Source organism: Streptomyces sp. RLB3-17 (assembly GCF_007113425.2).
GTDB classification, from domain to species: Bacteria; Actinomycetota; Actinomycetes; order Streptomycetales; family Streptomycetaceae; genus Streptomyces; species Streptomyces mirabilis_D.
Window position 1 is genome coordinate 3,145,698 of record NZ_CP041610.2, and the last position, 16,461, is coordinate 3,162,158.

Annotated in this window: 20 protein-coding genes; 6 read left to right on the forward strand and 14 right to left on the reverse strand. The window is 71.8% G+C overall.

Annotation, left to right across the window (positions count from 1 at the left end):
- Window positions 1-38: 38 nt before the first annotated feature.
- The 7 genes from FNV62_RS14670 to FNV62_RS14700 form a co-directional block, all read right to left on the reverse strand.
- The gene (locus tag FNV62_RS14670) at window positions 39-734 is read right to left on the reverse strand and encodes a lysoplasmalogenase (RefSeq protein WP_097284119.1); all 696 of its coding nucleotides are present in this window, start codon (window positions 732-734) and stop codon (window positions 39-41) included.
- Window positions 731-1,603 carry a sterol desaturase family protein gene (locus FNV62_RS14675; protein ID WP_143601252.1) on the reverse strand — a complete coding sequence of 291 codons (873 nt, stop codon included), beginning with the start codon at window positions 1,601-1,603 and terminating at the stop codon, window positions 731-733. The genes FNV62_RS14670 and FNV62_RS14675 overlap by 4 nt, the downstream gene beginning before the upstream one ends.
- A gap of 147 nt (window positions 1,604-1,750) precedes the next feature.
- Window positions 1,751-2,461, reverse strand: coding sequence for a VIT family protein (locus FNV62_RS14680; protein WP_054232245.1), 711 nt, complete (start codon window positions 2,459-2,461; stop codon window positions 1,751-1,753).
- A gap of 24 nt (window positions 2,462-2,485) precedes the next feature.
- Window positions 2,486-3,745 carry an amidohydrolase family protein gene (locus FNV62_RS14685; protein WP_382109451.1) on the reverse strand — a complete coding sequence of 420 codons (1,260 nt, stop codon included), beginning with the start codon at window positions 3,743-3,745 and terminating at the stop codon, window positions 2,486-2,488.
- Window positions 3,742-5,025: an amidohydrolase family protein gene (locus FNV62_RS14690; RefSeq protein ID WP_144315280.1), complete on the reverse strand. Its 1,284-nt coding sequence runs from the start codon at window positions 5,023-5,025 to the stop codon at window positions 3,742-3,744. The genes FNV62_RS14685 and FNV62_RS14690 overlap by 4 nt, the downstream gene beginning before the upstream one ends.
- 11 nt (window positions 5,026-5,036) lie before the next feature.
- On the reverse strand, window positions 5,037-5,921 hold the full coding sequence (locus FNV62_RS14695; protein ID WP_060897004.1) for an SDR family oxidoreductase: 885 nt from the start codon (window positions 5,919-5,921) through the stop codon (window positions 5,037-5,039).
- Entirely contained in the window at window positions 5,921-6,718 is a 798-nt protein-coding gene (locus tag FNV62_RS14700; protein WP_060897005.1) for an acetoacetate decarboxylase family protein, read from the reverse strand. The genes FNV62_RS14695 and FNV62_RS14700 overlap by 1 nt, the downstream gene beginning before the upstream one ends.
- Window positions 6,719-6,969: 251 nt before the next feature.
- Here FNV62_RS14700 and FNV62_RS14705 point away from each other — a divergent pair, with 251 nt between their 5' ends.
- The 5 genes from FNV62_RS14705 to FNV62_RS14725 all read left to right on the forward strand — a co-directional run bounded on the left by FNV62_RS14705 (window position 6,970) and on the right by FNV62_RS14725 (window position 11,898).
- Window positions 6,970-7,989, forward strand: a complete 1,020-nt coding sequence (locus FNV62_RS14705) for a DEDDh family exonuclease (RefSeq protein WP_144315281.1) — start codon at window positions 6,970-6,972, stop codon at window positions 7,987-7,989.
- A 112-nt stretch (window positions 7,990-8,101) separates the two neighbouring features.
- The gene (locus FNV62_RS14710) at window positions 8,102-8,335 is read left to right on the forward strand and encodes a hypothetical protein (protein ID WP_054232337.1); all 234 of its coding nucleotides are present in this window, start codon (window positions 8,102-8,104) and stop codon (window positions 8,333-8,335) included.
- Window positions 8,336-8,428: 93 nt separating this feature from the next.
- On the forward strand, window positions 8,429-9,220 hold the full coding sequence (locus FNV62_RS14715; protein ID WP_054232249.1) for an SURF1 family protein: 792 nt from the start codon (window positions 8,429-8,431) through the stop codon (window positions 9,218-9,220).
- A gap of 101 nt (window positions 9,221-9,321) precedes the next feature.
- Window positions 9,322-11,127, forward strand: a complete 1,806-nt coding sequence (locus FNV62_RS14720) for a glycoside hydrolase family 15 protein (RefSeq protein WP_097288873.1) — start codon at window positions 9,322-9,324, stop codon at window positions 11,125-11,127.
- A gap of 15 nt (window positions 11,128-11,142) precedes the next feature.
- Complete coding sequence (locus FNV62_RS14725; RefSeq protein WP_143612958.1) at window positions 11,143-11,898, forward strand: SDR family oxidoreductase; 756 nt, start codon at window positions 11,143-11,145, stop codon at window positions 11,896-11,898.
- A 25-nt stretch (window positions 11,899-11,923) separates the two neighbouring features.
- Here FNV62_RS14725 and amaP read toward each other — a convergent pair whose 3' ends face one another.
- From amaP to FNV62_RS14750, 5 genes are read right to left on the reverse strand one after another with little or no spacing between them, the layout of a single operon-like run.
- Entirely contained in the window at window positions 11,924-12,502 is a 579-nt protein-coding gene (amaP, locus tag FNV62_RS14730) for an alkaline shock response membrane anchor protein AmaP (protein WP_144315282.1), read from the reverse strand.
- 5 nt (window positions 12,503-12,507) lie between these two features.
- Window positions 12,508-13,200: a DUF6286 domain-containing protein gene (locus tag FNV62_RS14735; RefSeq protein ID WP_144315283.1), complete on the reverse strand. Its 693-nt coding sequence runs from the start codon at window positions 13,198-13,200 to the stop codon at window positions 12,508-12,510.
- Window positions 13,197-13,610, reverse strand: a complete 414-nt coding sequence (locus tag FNV62_RS14740) for an Asp23/Gls24 family envelope stress response protein (protein ID WP_060902207.1) — start codon at window positions 13,608-13,610, stop codon at window positions 13,197-13,199. The genes FNV62_RS14735 and FNV62_RS14740 overlap by 4 nt, the downstream gene beginning before the upstream one ends.
- A gap of 5 nt (window positions 13,611-13,615) precedes the next feature.
- Window positions 13,616-13,801, reverse strand: coding sequence for a hypothetical protein (locus FNV62_RS14745; protein ID WP_054232254.1), 186 nt, complete (start codon window positions 13,799-13,801; stop codon window positions 13,616-13,618).
- 60 nt (window positions 13,802-13,861) lie between these two features.
- Window positions 13,862-14,350: an Asp23/Gls24 family envelope stress response protein gene (locus tag FNV62_RS14750; RefSeq protein ID WP_054232255.1), complete on the reverse strand. Its 489-nt coding sequence runs from the start codon at window positions 14,348-14,350 to the stop codon at window positions 13,862-13,864.
- An 86-nt stretch (window positions 14,351-14,436) separates the two neighbouring features.
- On the opposite strand from FNV62_RS14750, the gene FNV62_RS14755 reads away from it, so the two are divergent.
- Window positions 14,437-15,165: a nucleopolyhedrovirus P10 family protein gene (locus FNV62_RS14755; protein WP_097284126.1), complete on the forward strand. Its 729-nt coding sequence runs from the start codon at window positions 14,437-14,439 to the stop codon at window positions 15,163-15,165.
- Window positions 15,166-15,176: 11 nt separating this feature from the next.
- Here the strand turns inward: FNV62_RS14755 and FNV62_RS14760 are convergent, their stop codons facing one another.
- Both FNV62_RS14760 and FNV62_RS14765 read right to left on the reverse strand, forming a co-directional pair.
- On the reverse strand, window positions 15,177-15,980 hold the full coding sequence (locus FNV62_RS14760; protein ID WP_143607711.1) for an enoyl-CoA hydratase/isomerase family protein: 804 nt from the start codon (window positions 15,978-15,980) through the stop codon (window positions 15,177-15,179).
- 146 nt (window positions 15,981-16,126) lie between these two features.
- Window positions 16,127-16,348 carry a helix-turn-helix domain-containing protein gene (locus tag FNV62_RS14765; protein WP_006123601.1) on the reverse strand — a complete coding sequence of 74 codons (222 nt, stop codon included), beginning with the start codon at window positions 16,346-16,348 and terminating at the stop codon, window positions 16,127-16,129.
- Window positions 16,349-16,461 lie beyond the last annotated feature (113 nt).

Here is a 16,461-nt window from a genome sequence, read left to right on the forward strand (position 1 = left end):
GAGGATCCTTCTCGGCCGATCGGCTGGGTGAGATGCGCTCAGGGGGTGGTTGAGCGCATCTCACCGTACGCCGCCCCCGCCGCGGTATGCGCGCCGAGGGTGCCCTGCACTCCGCTGACCAGCAGGAACTGGGCGGCGGCATAGGTCAGCATGATCCAGAAGTCCGGCCTCGGGAGCTGCGGCCAGTCGGCGACGCCGGTGGCGATGAGGGTGTCGGACAGCAGGAAGAGCGCCCCGCCCACGCCCGCGACGGGCCCGAGCCGGGTGCTTGCGGCCGCCATCGCGGTCAGCAGCAGGCTGTAGCCCGCGACGGGGATACGGAGGCCGGCGGGCAGATCGGGCCACAGGAGGGTGACGGTGACGACGAGGGCGAGGACGTACGCGCCACCGAGCCGGGCCGACGGCCCACGCACGTGTGGAGGGCGATGCGGCGCATCCGGCCCTCTGAAGAGCAGGAGATAGCAGACGTGACCGGCCGCGAAGGAGGCCATCCCCACGAGGAAGGCCGGGTCGGCGTCGGACAGCAGCAGTACGTCGCCGCCCCAGCCGCAGAGCAGGGCGGCCACCAGGAGCCGCGGTCCGCCGCGTACGACCGCGTGGGCGGCGAGCAGGGGCATCAGAAGCGGCTTGGCGACCAGGTGCCCCGGGGTGAACCCGACGGCCAGGGAAACGAGGTCCACGGCAGCGGCCACGCCGAAGGAGACGAGCAGCACGCGCGCGTGCCGTGGGCTCACGCGACGGGCTCCGTGACCGCCTGGTGCCCCGCGGACTTCGGCGTCGGCTGCCAGCCGGGCCCGCGAAAGACCCGCCCCGCCCGCTCGCGCCAACCGGTCGCCGCCTTCAGGTCCCTGGCGATGGCGGCGTACTCGTGGGTGGCGACGCGCAGGGGGTTGTACGTGGCGATGTTCTTGGTGAGCCCGTAGACGGGCCGCTCGGTCTCGGCGACGAAGGACCCGAAGAGCCGGTCCCAGACGATGAGGATCCCGCCGAAGTTGCGGTCCAGATAGCCGCCCTGGGAGGCGTGGTGGACCCGGTGGTGGGAGGGCGTGTTGAGCACGAACTCGAACCAACGGGGCATCTTGTCTATCCGCTCCGTGTGGATCCAGAACTGGTAGACGAGGTTCGCCGACGAGCAGAACGCGAGCGCGGCGGGGTGCACACCGAGGGCGATCAGCGGCACGTAGAAGGGCCAGACCGTCCAGGTCGTCCAGGGCTGGCGCAGCGCGGTGGTGAGGTTGAACTTCCGGCTGGAGTGGTGGACCACGTGGCAGGCCCACAGGACGCGGATGACGTGGTGCCCGCGGTGCGACCAGTAGTAGAAGAAGTCCTGCCCCAGCAGCATGAGCGGAACGGTCCACCACAGGACGGGCACCCGCAGCGGCGTCAGTTCGTAGATCGCCGTATAGATGGCGACGATCGGGATCTTCCACAGGAAGTCGAAGACGAGGCTCCCGAGCCCCATGCCGACGCTCGTCGCGGCGTCCTTCGCCTCGTACCCCGCGGCATCGTCGTCCGGATGGATCCTGACGCTCACCACCTCGATCACGGTGAGCAGCACAAAGGCGGGTATCGACCACAGCACGACATCGGGCAGGTTCGGCATGGATGCACCGTAGAACCGCAGCTCGGCCGCGGCTAGACGTTGTTACCCACAAGTATTACCGAGGGTACGCGCTTGCTTATTGGTGATCTCCGCCAAGAACGCCGACAGGTCCGGACCGATGCGCGTCAGATGGTCGCTCGGCGCTCGTCACACCCCGGCCGCCCCCAACAGCACCCCCGCCGCATAGGTGACCCCCATCGCCAGCGCACCCCCGCCCACGTTCCGCAGTACCGCGCGGCCCGGGTTCGCCGAGCCCAGGCGGGCGCTCAGCCAGCCGGTGAGGACCAGGGCGGCCAGGACCGAGAGCACGGTGACGCCCAGGCGCCAGGCCGCCGGTGGCAGGACGATGGCGAGGAGGGGGAGGAGGGCGCCCACGGTGAACGAGAGGAAGCTCGCCCAGGCCGCGTGCCAGGGGTTGGTGAGGTCGTCGGGGTCGATGCCGAGCTCCACGCGCGCGTGGGCCTTCAGGGCGTCGCGTTCCGTGAGCTGCTCGGCCGCCTCGCGGGCCACGTCGCGGGTCAGGCCGCGCTGCTCCAGGAGTTCGGTCAGCTCCTCGAGTTCGGCATCGGGCTGTTCGCGCAGTTCGCGTCGCTCCAGCGCCAGGGCGGCCTTCTCGGAGTCCAGTTGGGTGGAGACCGAGACGTATTCGCCCGCCGCCATCGACATGGAGCCGGCCAGCAGCCCCGCGAGGCCCGCCGTGAGCAGCGCGGAGCGGTCGTCCGTGGCGCCGGCCACGCCGACGACGAGGCCGGCGGTGGAGACGATGCCGTCGTTGGCGCCCAGCACCGCGGCCCGCAGCCAGTTCAGGCGGGAGCCGAGGGTGCCTTCGTGGGCCTCGTCGTGCGTGGGTACCGTCACACGGGGAGGATGCCACCTGGCGCGTCACCAGACCCGTACTGACGCTCCCCGCGCGAACACCGGACTCGTCGCGTCCGCCGGGGGCCGCGTCAGCGGTTCGGCCAGTTCCGCCACGGTCGGTCCCACCTTCGCCGCGAGGGCGTCCAGCGCGTCGAGGTCGAAGCCGTACACCCGGGCGGCGTTCCCGCCGACCATCGCGGCGACCTCCTCGCGCGGCACGCCCGCGTACGCGCAGCGCAGGCCCTCCCGGGAGTAGGGGTAGGTGCCCTCGTCGTGCGGGTAGTCGCTGCCCCACATGATCTTGTCGACGCCGATCCGCGCCCGCAGCGGCACCTCGTGCGGGCGCATGAAGCTCGCGCCGACGAAGCAGTTGTCCCGCCAGACGTCCGAGGGGCCCTTGCCCATCGCCTCGGCGAGTCCCGCGCCGAACTTCGACTCCGCCGTCGACCTCTTCGCCCTCTTCGTCGCCGCCGCCGACAGCCTCCCGTGGTAGTAGTCCAGCATGTCGAGCACCCCGGGTATCCAGCCCGAGCCCTGCTCGGTGAGCACCAGTCTCAGGCCGGGGTGGCGGCGGAAGGCGCCGCCGAAGATGAGGTGCCAGAGCGCGCGGTGCGAGAACCAGGTCGTCTCGACCATGAAGACCGCGCGGGCCGCCGGTTCCTCGCCCAGTGGCGGCGACGCCGAGCCCGCGTGGTGGTTCACGGGGACGCCCAGCTCCTCGCAGACCGCCCAGATCGGGTCGTACGTCGACGAGTACAGCTCGGGCAGTCCCGAGCCCGGTGGGGTGCCGGGGAGCAGCAGGCCGCCCCTGAGGCCCGCCCGGGAGGCCCACCTGATCTCCTTCACCGCCTCCCCCACGTCGTTCAGGAGGATCTGGAAGACACCCGCGCGGCGACCCGGCGCGGCCGCGCAGAAGTCCGCGAGCCAGCGGTTGTGGGCGCGCAGGCCCGCCCAGCGCCGTTCGAACTCCTCGGCGGTGGGGGCCGGCGCCATCAGGGCGGCCGACGGGAAGAAGGGCGGGATGGTGTTGGGGAACACCACCTCCGCGACGATGCCGTCCTCCTCCAGCTCCGCCAGGCGCCGCGCGGAGTTCCAGTTCTTGTCGGCGGTGTCGGCGAGCAGGTCCTCGTACGGATTGACGTACGTGGCCGCCCACGCGTCGAACGCCTCGTGGTGTTCCTTCGCCAGGTAGGGCCGGTAGTCCAGGAGGTCCGCTCCGGCGTGGCAGTCCGCCGAGATCACGGTGTAGCGGTCGGTCACGGGGTCGTTCGTGGGGGCGCTCACGGCGTCGTCCCCAGGACCGGGAAGTCGTGGTCGGTCAGCCAGTGACGGCCCACCTCGCGCGAGCGTGCCCAGGACGCCGCCACGGCCGTCTGGTCGTCGCTCTGGCCGAGGTCGGCCGGGGTCGGGCCGATGCGCCGGGCGAGCGGGGTCAGCCGCTCGACGTCGAAGCCGAAGACCTCCGCGGCCGCGAGGCCGAGCATGCGGCGGGTCTCCGCGACCGGGATGTCGTGGAAGGTGCGCCGCAGCCACGCGCGGGTGTCGGGCCAGGTTCCCTCGGGGTGCGGGAAGTCGCTGCCCCAGAGGATGTTGTCGACGCCGATCTCGTAGCGCTGCGCGAGTTCGCGGCGCTTGGTGTTCGTCGCGCAGATGAAGAGCTGCCGGTCGAGGTACTCGTGCGGGGGCCGCTTCAGCTCGGCGAAGGGCGACAGCTTCTTGCCGCCGTGCGCGCCCAGGTAGAGGCGGTCCATGAACCAGAGGAGGTTCGGCAGCCACCAGCAGCCCGACTCGGCCACCCCGAACCTCAGCCCCGGGTGGCGTTCGAAGACGCCCGACCAGAGCAGGAACCACAGGGGGCGCGCGGGCCACCAGGTGACTTCGGAGACATAGATCCCCAGGTGGTCGCCGTACTCGTGGCGCGGTGCCGCGCCGGAGTGCGTGACCACCGGCATCCCGCACTCGGCGGCGGCCGCCCACACGGGGTCGTAACGACGGTCGTGGTAGGGCTCCTTGTCGACCCACATGGCGGGGATCATCAGGGCGCCGAGTCCCGACTCCTTGGCGCGGTACACCTCGGCGACGACCGCGTCGGGGGCCGCCGTGATCGGCAACAGGGCGACCCCGCAGTGCCGTTCGGGGTTCTGCCCGACGAACTCCGCCAGCCAGCGGTTGTGGGCCTGCGCTCCCGCCATGCCGAGCTGCGGGTCGTGGTCGCCGGAGAGGCCGAGGCCCACGCCGAAGGGGGCCGCGGTGCGGCTGTCCACGGCGTCGGCGTCCGGGAAGACCACCTCCCCCGCCACACCGTCGCCGTCCAGTTCCTTGAGGCGCTGCGCGGTGTCCCAACCGCCGCGCAGGCCCTCCTCGTTGTCCTGGAACCAGCGGTCCGCGAACGCCTCGTTGCGGATGCCGAGCCGGTTCATCTCCTCGCGGCGCCGGCCCCGGCCCGCGAGGAACTCGTCGAAGTCCCGGTGGAACCGGGAGTCCAGGTAGGGCCGGTACTCCTCGGTGGGGAGCCCGGCGTGGCAGTCGGAGGAGATGATCAGATAGGGGTCCCGGTCGGTCATCGCCCGCCTCCTCAGTCCAGGATGAAGTGCTCTAGGTACGACGGGTCGGCCCGGTCGAGCATCGACTGCGACCTCGCCCGGATCTGCCGGTCGCTGTGCTCGCTCGCGGGCAGCAGCCAGAACCGGCCCTCCCGGATGCCGTCCGCCACCAGGTCGGCGACCTCCTCCACCGGCGTGAACCGCACCTCCTGCCCCGCCTCCTTCATCGCGGCCTCCCACTGGTCGAGGCTGCGGTACGGGGTCTTCCTCGGGCGCTGTTTCGCGTAGCGCTCGGGCCGGTTGCGGTGCGACTCCCACAGGCCGGTGCGGAGCATGTGGGGCCCGGGGAAGAGCACCGACGCCCCCACGCGCGCGTGCTCCGCCTTGAGATGCGCGTACAGGGACTCGGTCATCGTCACGACGGCCGCCTTGGTGACGGCGTACACGGAGGCGGTCGGCAGCGGGGCGATCCCGCCGTCGCCCGACGAGGTGTTGACGACGTGGCCCGGCTCTCCCGCGGCGATCATCCGCGGCACGAAGGCCTGGACGCCGTGGAAGACACCCCAGACGTTGACGGCGAAGGCCCACTTCCAGTCGTTCGGATCGTGCTCCCACATGCGGCCCTCGGCGCCGGAGCCGACCCCCGCGTTGTTGCACAGGACATGCACGGCGCCGTACTTCTCGTACGTCTCGGCGGCGAGCGCGTCGAGTTGTTCGCGCTCCGAGACGTCCACCACGCGCGCGTGCACCTGCGCCCCGTCCTCCCGCAGCGTGGCGGCGGCCTTCTCCAGGGCACCCTCCTCGACGTCCGCGAGGACCACCTTCAGACCGTCCGCCGCGAACCGGCGCGCCATCGCGAGCCCGATACCGCTCGCCGCGCCGGTGACGACGGCGACCTGCCCCGCCCGGAGATCCATCAGGCGCTCCCTTCCGGCGGCCCGTCGAGGATCTGCCGCGGATCGTCGTAGCGCTGATGGATGTACGGCAACAGGGCCTGGGCGCTGACGCGTTCGACCACCCGGCCCGTCTGGTCGGTGGTCTTCTCGCCGAGGGTGATCTCGACCAGTTCGCGTACGGGGAGGTCGGCGACCGGGTCGTACATCGACTCGCGCAGCACGACGTCCCCGGTGACGCGCTCCAGCCTGCGCACCTTCTCGTTGCGTACGCAGTGCACGAGCACGGGGTGGACGTCGAAGCCCGAACCGTCCACCGCGGGAAGGAACTTGAAGTAGAAGTCGGTCTTCCGGGCGGGCTCGGGCAGCGGCAGGTCACCGCTCACCGCGCCGCGCACCTCGACGAACGCGATGCCGTGCCGGGCGAGCGCCGCCCGTACGACGAGGCCGTCGCGTTCCACGGTGACCTCGCCGAGCTTCTTGGGCTCCCCGAAGACCTCGCGGCCGCCGATGAGCGCCCGCTCGTGGGTCATCGGCATGACCAGCGGGTACCAGCCCTCGACGCCGTCGTGCGCCGCTGCGACGGCGAACGAGCCCGCGCCGAGCGGATAGCCCGGCAGGTCCACCTTGCTGATGTTCACCCGGACCAGGGGGCGCCCGGTGGGTTTGAGCGGGGGTGGCAGGACCGCCGCGACCGCGTCCGGATCGCTCTCCCAGACGGCCACCACACCGGTGGACCAGATGTCGGGGAGCTTGGCGCTCGCGGTGCGCGCGGCGGCCATCTCCGCCTCGGTCCGTGCGCCGTACCTCACTCGTGCCATGTCCGTACCGCCCTTCGTAGGCGCTACCTGCTGGGGCGCGGAGCACGCTTGCAGGACACCGTCGAAAGGTCCATAGCCATGCGTCAGCCATGCGCCCGGGGGCGTCCGCCGGGCCGGACCAACCGGTGACCCGCGCCACAAAAGGCACCCCTGTCCCCCGCTGACCGCGTCAACTCCGGGGGCCGGACCGTCCGTCGGATCCGGGAAGGTGGGCGCCGGACTGTCAGTCAGGGCCCGTATCCTCAGTGACCATGCTCGAAGACCTGACGACCGCATCGTCACCAGCCCCCTGGCCGGCCGCGTATCCGCAGGGGTACGCGGTCGTCGACGTGGAGACCACCGGCCTTGCCCGCGACGACCGGATAATCTCGGCCGCCGTCTACCGGCTGGACGCGCGCGGCGAGGTCGAGGACCACTGGTACACGATGGTCAACCCGGAGCGGGACCCGGGCCCGGTCTGGATCCACGGTCTGACGACCGAGGTGCTCGAAGGCGCCCCGCTCTTCCAGGACATCGCCGAGGAGTTCTCCGACCGGCTCGCCGACCGGGTGCTCGTGGCGCACAACGCGGTCTTCGACTGGTCGATGATCGCGCGGGAGTACGCGCGCGCGGAGCGTGAGGCGCCGGTGCGTCAGCGGCTGTGCACCATCGCGCTCTCCAAGGAGCTGGGCCTGCCGCTGCCCAACCACAAGCTGGAGTCGCTGGCCGCGCACTTCGGTGTCGTACAGCAGCGGGCGCACCACGCGCTGGACGACGCGCGCGTGCTGGCCGAGGCGTTCCGGCCGAGCCTGCGGGCCGCCGCGCGGGACGGCATCCGGCTGCCGCTCCTGGAGTGCCGGCCGCTCAAGGAGTGGTCCGAGAGCCCCGCGGCACCGCGGATCGGACGGCAGCCCGGTTCCGGTGGTCATGCGTCCGGCGGCTACCCGTCCGGTGGCTACCCGTCCGGGAGTTGGCGGCCTTCACGCAAACGCCCCGCATGCCCCTATCCCAACCCGGGTCGCTATGAAGCGGACAAACCACTCAAGCAGGGTATGCGGGTCGCGTTCTCCGGGGACACGTCCGTCGACCGCGAGCTGCTGGAGGACCGTGCCGTCGAGGCCGGACTGCATGTCGCGACGAGTCTGTCCCGGCTGACCAGCCTGCTCGTCACCAACGATCCGGACTCCAGTACGTCCAAGGTGGTCAAGGCCAAACAGTTCGGGACACCGGTGATCGACGAGGCGGCGTTCGGCCAGCTGCTGCGGGACGTGGCGCCGGCCTCCGAGAAGTGACCACGGAGGGCTGAAGAGGGGCCGGGGTCGCTGACGGACGTACGGGTGATTGCCGGGCGACTCGCCCGGCGCCCGCTCGCCCGCGCCGCGTCCGCACCTCACCCTGTGGCGCATGGCGAGATGCGAAGTGTGCGGCAACGACTACGGCATGACCTTCGAGGTGCACGCGCAGGGCGCGGTGCACGTCTTCGACTGTTTCTCCTGCGCGATCCACCGGATGGCCCCCATCTGCGAGCACTGTCGCGTGCAGATCATCGGCCAGGGCGTCGAGGTCGAGGGCCACTGGTTCTGCGGCGCGCACTGCGCCCGCGCGGAGGGCAAGGTGGGCATCATCGACAAGGTCTGAGAGCCGAGCGGAACGGCCCGGGAGCACACGTTCCCGTCGTGTCGACGCGCACCCCCCTGAATACGCCCCACGACCGAGTTGTACGGTCGTGGGGTGTACCGCTTCCTGTTGTCCCGGCAGTGGGTGATTCTCACCCTCGTGGCCCTCCTGCTCATCCCCACGATGATCAAGCTGGGCTTCTGGCAGCTGCACCGCCATGAGCACAAGGTCGCGCTGAACAAGGTCATCTCGCAGTCGCTGACGGCCACGCCGGTGCCCGCCGAGTCGGTCACCGCGCCGGGGCAGCACGTCGAGCACGCGGACCTGTACCGCCGGGTGACCGCGAAGGGCACCTTCGACACCGCGCACGAGGTCGTCGTGCGGCGCCGCACCAACGCCGCCGGCGAGGTCGGGTACCACGTCCTGACCCCCTTCGACCTGGACGACGGCCGGGTGCTCCTCGTCAACCGGGGCTGGATCGACTCGAACGGCTCACAGACCGCGTTCCCGAAGATCCCGGCGCCCGCGAAGGGCGAGATCACCGTCACCGGGCGGCTGATGCCCGACGAGACGACCGGCGACAGCGGCATCAAGAACATCCAGGGCCTGCCCGACCGCCAGGTCATGCTGATCAACAGCGAGCAGCAGGCCAAGAGCCTCGGCAAGCAGGTCCTCGGCGGGTACATCGAGCAGACCGCGCCCGCGCCCAAGGGTGACTCCCCCGAACTGATCCCCGACCCCGAGCACAACGACATCGGTCCGCACATGGCGTACGCGATCCAGTGGTGGCTCTTCTCCGCGGGCGTGCCCGTGGGCTGGCTGATCCTGGTCCGCCGGGAGCGCCGCGACCGGGCCGAGGCCGCCGCCTCCACGACCGCGCCGGAAGCGGCCACGGTCGCCGCCTGACCCCTGGGCCGCCGCCCGGCGCGCCCGTACTTCCTCGGCCGGTGTCACCCGGTCGGCCCCCGACCCGATTGGCCCCGGCCTTCGCCGGGAACTCGCCCCACGTGCACCCACGTATCGAGGACTACGCGCTCATCGGGGACGAACAGACCGCCGCGCTGGTGGGCCGGGACGGATCCGTCGACTGGCTCTGTCTGCCACGGTTCGACTCGGCCGCCTGCTTCGCCGCGATCCTCGGCGACGAGAACCACGGTCGCTGGCGGATCTCACCCACGGGGGCGGGCCCCTGCACCCGGCGGGCGTACCGGCAGGACACGCTGGTGCTCGACTCCGAATGGGAGACGGACGAGGGCGCGGTCCGCGTGACCGACTTCATGCCACAACGCGAGCACGCCCCCGATCTCGTCCGCGTCGTCGAGGGACTCAGCGGCCGGGTGACGATGCACAGCACACTGCAACTGCGCTTCGACTACGGCTCCGTCGTGCCGTGGGTGCGCAGGGCGGACGGCCAGCGGGTGGCGGTCGCGGGCCCGGACTCGGTGTGGCTGCGCAGCGAGCCCGCGGTACGCACCTGGGGCAAGGACTTCCGTACGCACTCGGAGTTCACCGTGGAGGCGGGCGAGAAGGTCGCCTTCGTCCTGACCTGGCATCCCTCGCACCAGTCGCGCCCACCCCTCGTCGACCCGTACGAGGCACTGCGCTCCAGCGTCGAGGACTGGCAGGCCTGGGCGGCGCGCTGCCGTTACGACGGTCCGCACCGCGACGCCGTCGTGCGCTCCCTGATCACCCTGAAGGCCCTCACCTTCGCCCCGACCGGCGGCATCGTCGCCGCCCCCACCACCTCGCTCCCTGAGGAACTCGGCGGCGTCCGCAACTGGGACTACCGCTACTGCTGGCTGCGCGACTCGACCCTCACCCTGGGCGCGCTCCTGTCGGCCGGGTACCACGAGGAGGCCGAGGCCTGGCGCGACTGGCTGCTGCGCGCGGTCGCGGGCGACCCCGCGGACCTGCAGATCATGTACGGCCTCTCCGGTGAGCGCCGGCTGCCCGAGTTCGAGCTGTCGTGGCTGCCCGGCTTCGGGGGCTCGTACCCGGTCCGGATCGGCAACGAGGCCGTCAAGCAGCTCCAACTGGACGTGTACGGCGAGGTCATCGACTCGCTCTCACTGGCCCGGCGCTCGGGTCTGCCGTCCAAGCCGCACATGTGGCGCCTGCAGTGCGCCCTGATGGAGTTCCTGCGGACCGCCTGGCGGCAGCCGGACGAGGGGATCTGGGAGGTGCGCGGCCCACGCCGGCACTTCGTGTACTCGAAGGTGATGGCGTGGGTGGCGGCCGACCGCGCCGTCCGGGCGCTGGAGAACGAACCGGAGCTCGGCGGCGACCTGGAGGGCTGGCGCACGATGCGCGAAGAGGTCCACAAGGAGGTGTGCGAGCACGGCTTCGACAGCGAACGCAACACCTTCACGCAGTCCTACGGGTCACGCGAACTGGACGCGTCACTGCTGCTCATCCCCCGCGTCGGTTTCCTGCCGCCCGACGATCCCCGGGTCGTCGGCACCATCGACGCGGTGCGCGCCGATCTCGAACGCGAGGGCTTCCTGCTGCGCCGCTACAGCGACGAGGGCGTCGACGTCGACGGGCTGCCGGGCGGCGAGGGCGCCTTCCTCGTCTGCTCGTTCTGGCTCGCGGACGCGCTGCACATGACGGGCCGTACGAAGGACGCCCGCGAGCTGTTCGAACGGCTGCTCGGCCTGGCCAACGACGTGGGGCTGCTGTCCGAGGAGTACGACCCCGTCGCGCGCCGCCAGCTCGGCAACTTCCCGCAGGCGTTCAGCCACCTCGGCCTGGTGGGGACCGCCTTCAACCTGTTCGGTGAAGCGCATCCGGGAGGAGCCGGGACGACCGGATAGGGGAGGATGGGGGCCATGGATCTTGGACTGAAGGACCGTGTGTACGTCGTCACGGGAGCCACCCGTGGCCTGGGCAACGCGACCGCGCGCGAGCTCACCGCCGACGGCGCGAAGGTGATCGTCACGGGGCGCGACGAGAAGACCTCCGCCGACGCGGCGTCCGCGCTCGGACCGAACGCGGTCGGGGTGGCCGCCGACAACTCCGACCCGGGGACCCCGGACCGGCTGATCGCGGCGGCCCGTGAGCACTTCGGCGGCTTCGACGGCATCCTGATCAGCGTCGGCGGGCCGCCGCCCGGGTTCGTCGCGGACAACACGGACGAGCAGTGGACGGCCTCCTTCGAGTCCGTCTTCCTGGGCGCGGTCCGGCTGGCCCGTGCGGCCGCCGCGGAGCTCGGCGAGGGCGGTGTCATCGGCTTCGTGCTCTCCGGCTCGGTCTACGAGCCCATCCCGGGCCTGACCATCTCCAACGGTCTGCGCCCCGGTCTCGCCGGCTTCGCCAAGTCCCTCGCCGACGAACTGGGCCCGCGCGGCATCCGTGTCGTGGGCCTGCTCCCGGCCCGCATCGACACGGACCGCCTGCGCGAGCTCGACGGCCTCTCCGCCGACCCGGAGGCCACCCGCGCGGCCAACGAGTCGCGGATTCCGTTGCGCCGCTACGGCACCCCGGAGGAGTTCGGCCGCACGGCGGCGTTCCTGCTCTCGCCCGCCGCGTCGTATCTGACGGGCCTCATGATGCCGGTGGACGGCGGCGTGCGGAGCGGGTTCTGAGTCCGCCCGGACGCCGCCCGGGGGCCTAACTCACCCTTTCGGCCCGGTGTTTGACCCCGCGGAGGCGTACCTCCGCGGGGAGCGCGGCGAGGCCTGCGGAGTCCCGGGCGTGTGTCAGGGCCTCCGTCGTCAGCAGGTGCAGCGCCTGCCCGGGATCGACATGCGGTTCCAGCAGGAGCTGGACCCGGGTCCCGGGAGCGCCGCGTCGCCCGGTCAGCTGGACCTCGGCCCGTTCGACACCGTCCAACCGCCCCGCCTCGGCGGCCAGTACACCCTCCAGGGCCCGCCCGCGCAGCAGCGCCCCTTCACCGTCGCCGGTGTCGACGAGCACCTCCGCGAGCCGGCGCCGCCGCAGTACGGCCGACAGCCACCACAGGCTGAGCAGGACGACGACGGCGAGAACGGCGATGACGGTCGGCCACCACCAGCCCTGGTCCCGCCACCGGGTCCGTTCGGCGGCGCTCAGCAGCACGTCGTGCCGCCCGTCGTGGATCCACCAGGAGGGCGGCCGCACGCCCAGTCCGACGGCGAGCACGGAGCCGCCGAGGACCAGCAGCGCGAGCCCGACGATGCCCAGCAGGACACGGTTGACGATCCTGAGCACCGCCCTCACCCCTTCCGGCCCGGACGCGCGACATGCACCGACAGGGCGGGCGTCCGGACGAGCCCGAGTCCCCGGATGCCGTCGGCGAGCGTGGCGTCCAGGTCGGCCCGTACGTCGTCGAGTGCGCGGAAGTGCGAGACCGCCCGCACGTCGACCTTCCTGCGCCCCATCCGTACCCGGACCGACCGCACCCCGGAGACCTCCATGGCCCGGTCGCGCAGCGCCGTCGCGGCGGCGCCCCGGTGCAGCCCGGCCCGTACGTCGGGATGGGTGCGCCGCATCGGCAGGACGTCACGCAGCCCCGGCGTCACGGCGAGGACGATCAGCCAGAGTCCCAGGACCGCGGCGAGGCCGGCGCCGACGAGCACCCAGGTGTCGTCCAGGGGCCGTTCGGCGAGCTGCCGGGCGAGGGACCCGCGCCAGTGCGAGGCGGGCCGGTGGGCACGTACGGCCGCGACGTCGTACAGCAGGACGCCCGCACCCACCAGGACCAGCAGCGCGACGATCCCCGCGGGGACACGGCGCGCCGACCAGAACCGGCCCCGCCCGCCGCTCGCGTCGTCGACGGCGGGCGGCGGGTCGTAGTCGGCCGCGGAGGCGGACTGGCCGAGTTCGTCCTCGGCCGGTGGGCCCGCGTCGGGTTTCTCCAGGACGGGCATGCGTCGGGTGGTGTTCTCGGAGCCCTGGGGCTCGCTCATCGCGTCCTCCCCTGTGCCGCGGCGGTCGCCGGTAGCAGGTGCAGCCGTTCGACGTGGACCGTCACCTCCGGCACTTCCATCCCCGTCAACGCGTGTACCCGCTCGGCGACATGACAACGCACCGCGTTGCAGCGGGCGCCGATGTCGGAGGGGTAGCCGAGTTCGAGGTGGAGGCGGACGCGGGCGCTTGCGATGGGGGTCTCCCCTGCTCGAGCGGAGCCGAGAGCCTGGGGAAGGACGACGACCGTCGCGTGCGGGGGTACGGCGTCCGGGGGCAGCGGGTCCAGGGCCTCGCGGGCGGCCTGCGCGGCGATCTTCGCCACGACCCGGTCGGCGATCCGGGTCGCGCCGCGCTCGGCCGCCTCGACGGCCGTCAGGGGCCGTCGGGTGTCGCCGAGCGGGCCGGTCACGGGCGTCACCGCCGCCGGTCGTCGCGGGGACGGAAGAAGTCACCGAGATCCAGGTCCCCTTCGAGGAACCGTCCGACGACGAAACCGACGGCACCCAGGGCGGCCACGAGCAGAAAGGCCCCGAAGCCCCCGAAGTACCCGGCGAAGCCCAGCGCCATTCCGGCGATCATGCCGATCACGGCCAAGCTCATGGTGCACTCCTCAGCGGTTCGACGGCCTCGGTGTCGTGGGCCGTTGCGCGGCCGGGCCGGTCACTGGAGCCGCGCCTCCGGCTCCTCGTCTTCTTCCTCGGGAAGCTTCACATCACTCACCGCGATGTTGACCTCGACGACCTCGAGTCCCGTCATGCGCTCCACGGCCGCGATGACGTTCTCGCGCACGGCGCGGGCGACGTCCGCGATCGACACGCCGTACTCGACGACGATCTCCAGGTCGAGCGCGGTCTGGAGCTCCCCGACCTCGGCCTTGACGCCGCGCGAGACGGATTTCGACCCCCCTGGCACTCGGTCGCGCACGGCCCCGAAGGTCCGGCTCAGCCCACTGCCCATCGCATGGACACCGAGCACGTCCCGGGCGGCGAGCCCGGCGATCTTCTCCACCACACCGTCGGCGATCGTGGTCCGCCCCCGTGTCGCGGGATCACCACCGCCGCGCTTGGTGACCCCGGGCTTGCGGCTCTGGGGAGCCTCCTTCTCGCTCCCGGAGCTGTCCGTCCGGTTCTGCTCCGTCATGTCGGTCATCGCCGTACGTCCCTTTCGGTCGTCCTCCTTGCCCACAGTAGGTGCGGTTGCGGGCTCGCGCGCCAGGGATGCGGCAGGCTGGAACAATGACCGCGGATCGATGGACGCAGGCAGTACGGCGACAGCTCGGGCTCGGGCGCCTGCTCCCGCTCGGGCATCCGCGCGACGGCGCCTGGATCGCCGAGGAGGCGGCCGACGCGTTCCTGCGGCGCGCCGCGGCCGACGTGCCCGCTGTCCGCCTCGGCTCGCTCCGGATCGCCCTCGCGGACCCGGAACTGGTCTACGAACCCGTCGTACCGCCGCCGCCCAGCGCGCTGCCGCCCGGCCCCCTGCGCATCGTCGCGGAGTTCACGGCCGGGGCGGATCCGACGGCCCCCGGCGTCGAGCCGCTTCCCACGACCGCGGCCCGCCTGCGCGTGGCCCTCGCCGAGGCGGCCGAACCCCTCGGCCTGACGGTCACGGAGGTCGACCTGAAGGTGACGGAGTTGGGGGACGTCTGCGCGCCGCCGACCGCCGTACGCCACGCCGCCCCGCCTCCGGCCGCCGTACCGACGGCGCCCGACGAGGCCCGGGCGGCCACCGCCGCCCTGTCCGTGCCGGGGGTACTCCACCTGACGGACGTCCTGGGCCATCCGGTGCACATCGAGAACGTCCCCGGCACGGATCCCGCCCTCGCCCGCCGCCACGTCCGCGTCGAACTGGCGGTCGCGGCAACGGAGCGAACGGTGGACGTGGCAAGGGCCGTCAGAGCGGCGGTCGCGGACGCCTTGCCGGACACTCCGTCAGTGACGGCACTGGTGACGTCCGTCGAGTAGGAAGGACGACCTCACTCCCCCAGACCGGCCAGGTCCCGCAGCCGCCGGGCCTGAGCCGCGCGCTCGGCGACCCGCTGCTCCTCGTACGTCCGTTCCTGCGCCCCCCGCAGCAACGCCTTGGTCTCGACGACCGCGTCCCGAGGCGCGGCCAACACCGCGGCGGCGAGGTCCCGCACGGCATCCTCGAGCTGGTCGACGGGCACGGCGAGATTGGCGAGCCCCGTGCGCTCGGCCTCCTCGGCCGACACGAAGCGACCCGTGGCGCAGATCTCCAGCGCGCGGGCGTATCCGACCAGGCTCACCAGCGGATGCGTTCCCGTCAGGTCGGGAACGAGCCCGAGGCTGGTCTCGCGCATGGCGAACTGCACGTCGTCCGCGACGACGCGCAGGTCACAGGCGAGCGCCAGCTGGAAACCCGCACCGATGGCGTGCCCCTGCACGGCGGCGATGGACACGACGTCGCTGCGCCGCCACCAGGTGAACGCCTCCTGGTACTCGGCGATGGTCGCGTCGAGCTCGGCGTCGGCCCCGCGCGCGAGGTCGATGAACGACGGCTCGCCGTCGAAGCCCTCGGGCGTGAACGCCTGCCGGTCGAGCCCGGCCGAGAACGACTGGCCCTCGGCACGCAACACGACCACACGGACAGTGCCCGGCAGCGACCGCCCGGCCTCCGTCAACGCCCGCCACAGAGCAGGACTTTGGGCGTTGCGCTTGGCCGGATTGGTCAGCGTCACCGTGGCGATCGCGTCGTCGACGGTGAGCCGTACGCCGTCCTTGTCGAGTACGGGGTCAAGATCCTTGTCGAGCGAAGCCATGGGCTGCCTCCGATGGGTGCGGTCGGATCAGACGCGTACCTCGTGAAGGGCACGAGGAACACACCTAAGTGACTGCACAGTAACCACCCGGTCGATCACCCGACCGACCGGGTGGCCACCACCGAAGCCGATGGGGACGCCCGGCCTCAGGCCGAGGCGGCCTTCTTGCCCCGCGTCGCTCCGCCACGCCCTCGGAGCGTGACGCCCGACTCGCTGAGCATCCGGTGCACGAAGCCATACGAACGGCCGGTTTCTTCGGCCAGCGCTCGAATGCTCGCACCGGAGTCGTACTTCTTCTTCAGGTCTGCCGCGAGCTTGTCGCGCGCGGCGCCGGTTACCCGGCTGCCCTTCTTCAGAGTCTCGGCCACCCGTGCCTCCTCATGGGAAGTGCGCTCTGGACTTCTCATGATCACCCCTCAAGGGCTTCATGGCCACCCATTCGGCAAGGTCCGTGAGACACGGTTTTGACGACAGGAGCCCG

Excerpts from the sequence above, each read along its gene's own strand:
- FNV62_RS14675 (WP_143601252.1), bottom strand. The coding sequence starts at position 1,603 with ATGCCGAACCTGCCCGATGTCGTGCTGTGGTCGATACCCGCCTTTGTG.
- FNV62_RS14690 (WP_144315280.1), bottom strand. The coding sequence starts at position 5,025 with ATGACCGACCGGGACCCCTATCTGATCATCTCCTCCGACTGCCACGCC.
- FNV62_RS14695 (WP_060897004.1), bottom strand. The coding sequence starts at position 5,921 with ATGGATCTCCGGGCGGGGCAGGTCGCCGTCGTCACCGGCGCGGCGAGC.
- FNV62_RS14700 (WP_060897005.1), bottom strand. The coding sequence starts at position 6,718 with ATGGCACGAGTGAGGTACGGCGCACGGACCGAGGCGGAGATGGCCGCC.
- FNV62_RS14705 (WP_144315281.1), top strand. The coding sequence starts at position 6,970 with ATGCTCGAAGACCTGACGACCGCATCGTCACCAGCCCCCTGGCCGGCC.
- FNV62_RS14710 (WP_054232337.1), top strand. The coding sequence starts at position 8,102 with ATGGCGAGATGCGAAGTGTGCGGCAACGACTACGGCATGACCTTCGAG.
- FNV62_RS14725 (WP_143612958.1), top strand. The coding sequence starts at position 11,143 with ATGGATCTTGGACTGAAGGACCGTGTGTACGTCGTCACGGGAGCCACC.
- FNV62_RS14735 (WP_144315283.1), bottom strand. The coding sequence starts at position 13,200 with ATGAGCGAGCCCCAGGGCTCCGAGAACACCACCCGACGCATGCCCGTC.
- FNV62_RS14745 (WP_054232254.1), bottom strand. The coding sequence starts at position 13,801 with ATGAGCTTGGCCGTGATCGGCATGATCGCCGGAATGGCGCTGGGCTTC.
- FNV62_RS14750 (WP_054232255.1), bottom strand. The coding sequence starts at position 14,350 with ATGACCGACATGACGGAGCAGAACCGGACGGACAGCTCCGGGAGCGAG.
- FNV62_RS14755 (WP_097284126.1), top strand. The coding sequence starts at position 14,437 with ATGACCGCGGATCGATGGACGCAGGCAGTACGGCGACAGCTCGGGCTC.
- FNV62_RS14760 (WP_143607711.1), bottom strand. The coding sequence starts at position 15,980 with ATGGCTTCGCTCGACAAGGATCTTGACCCCGTACTCGACAAGGACGGC.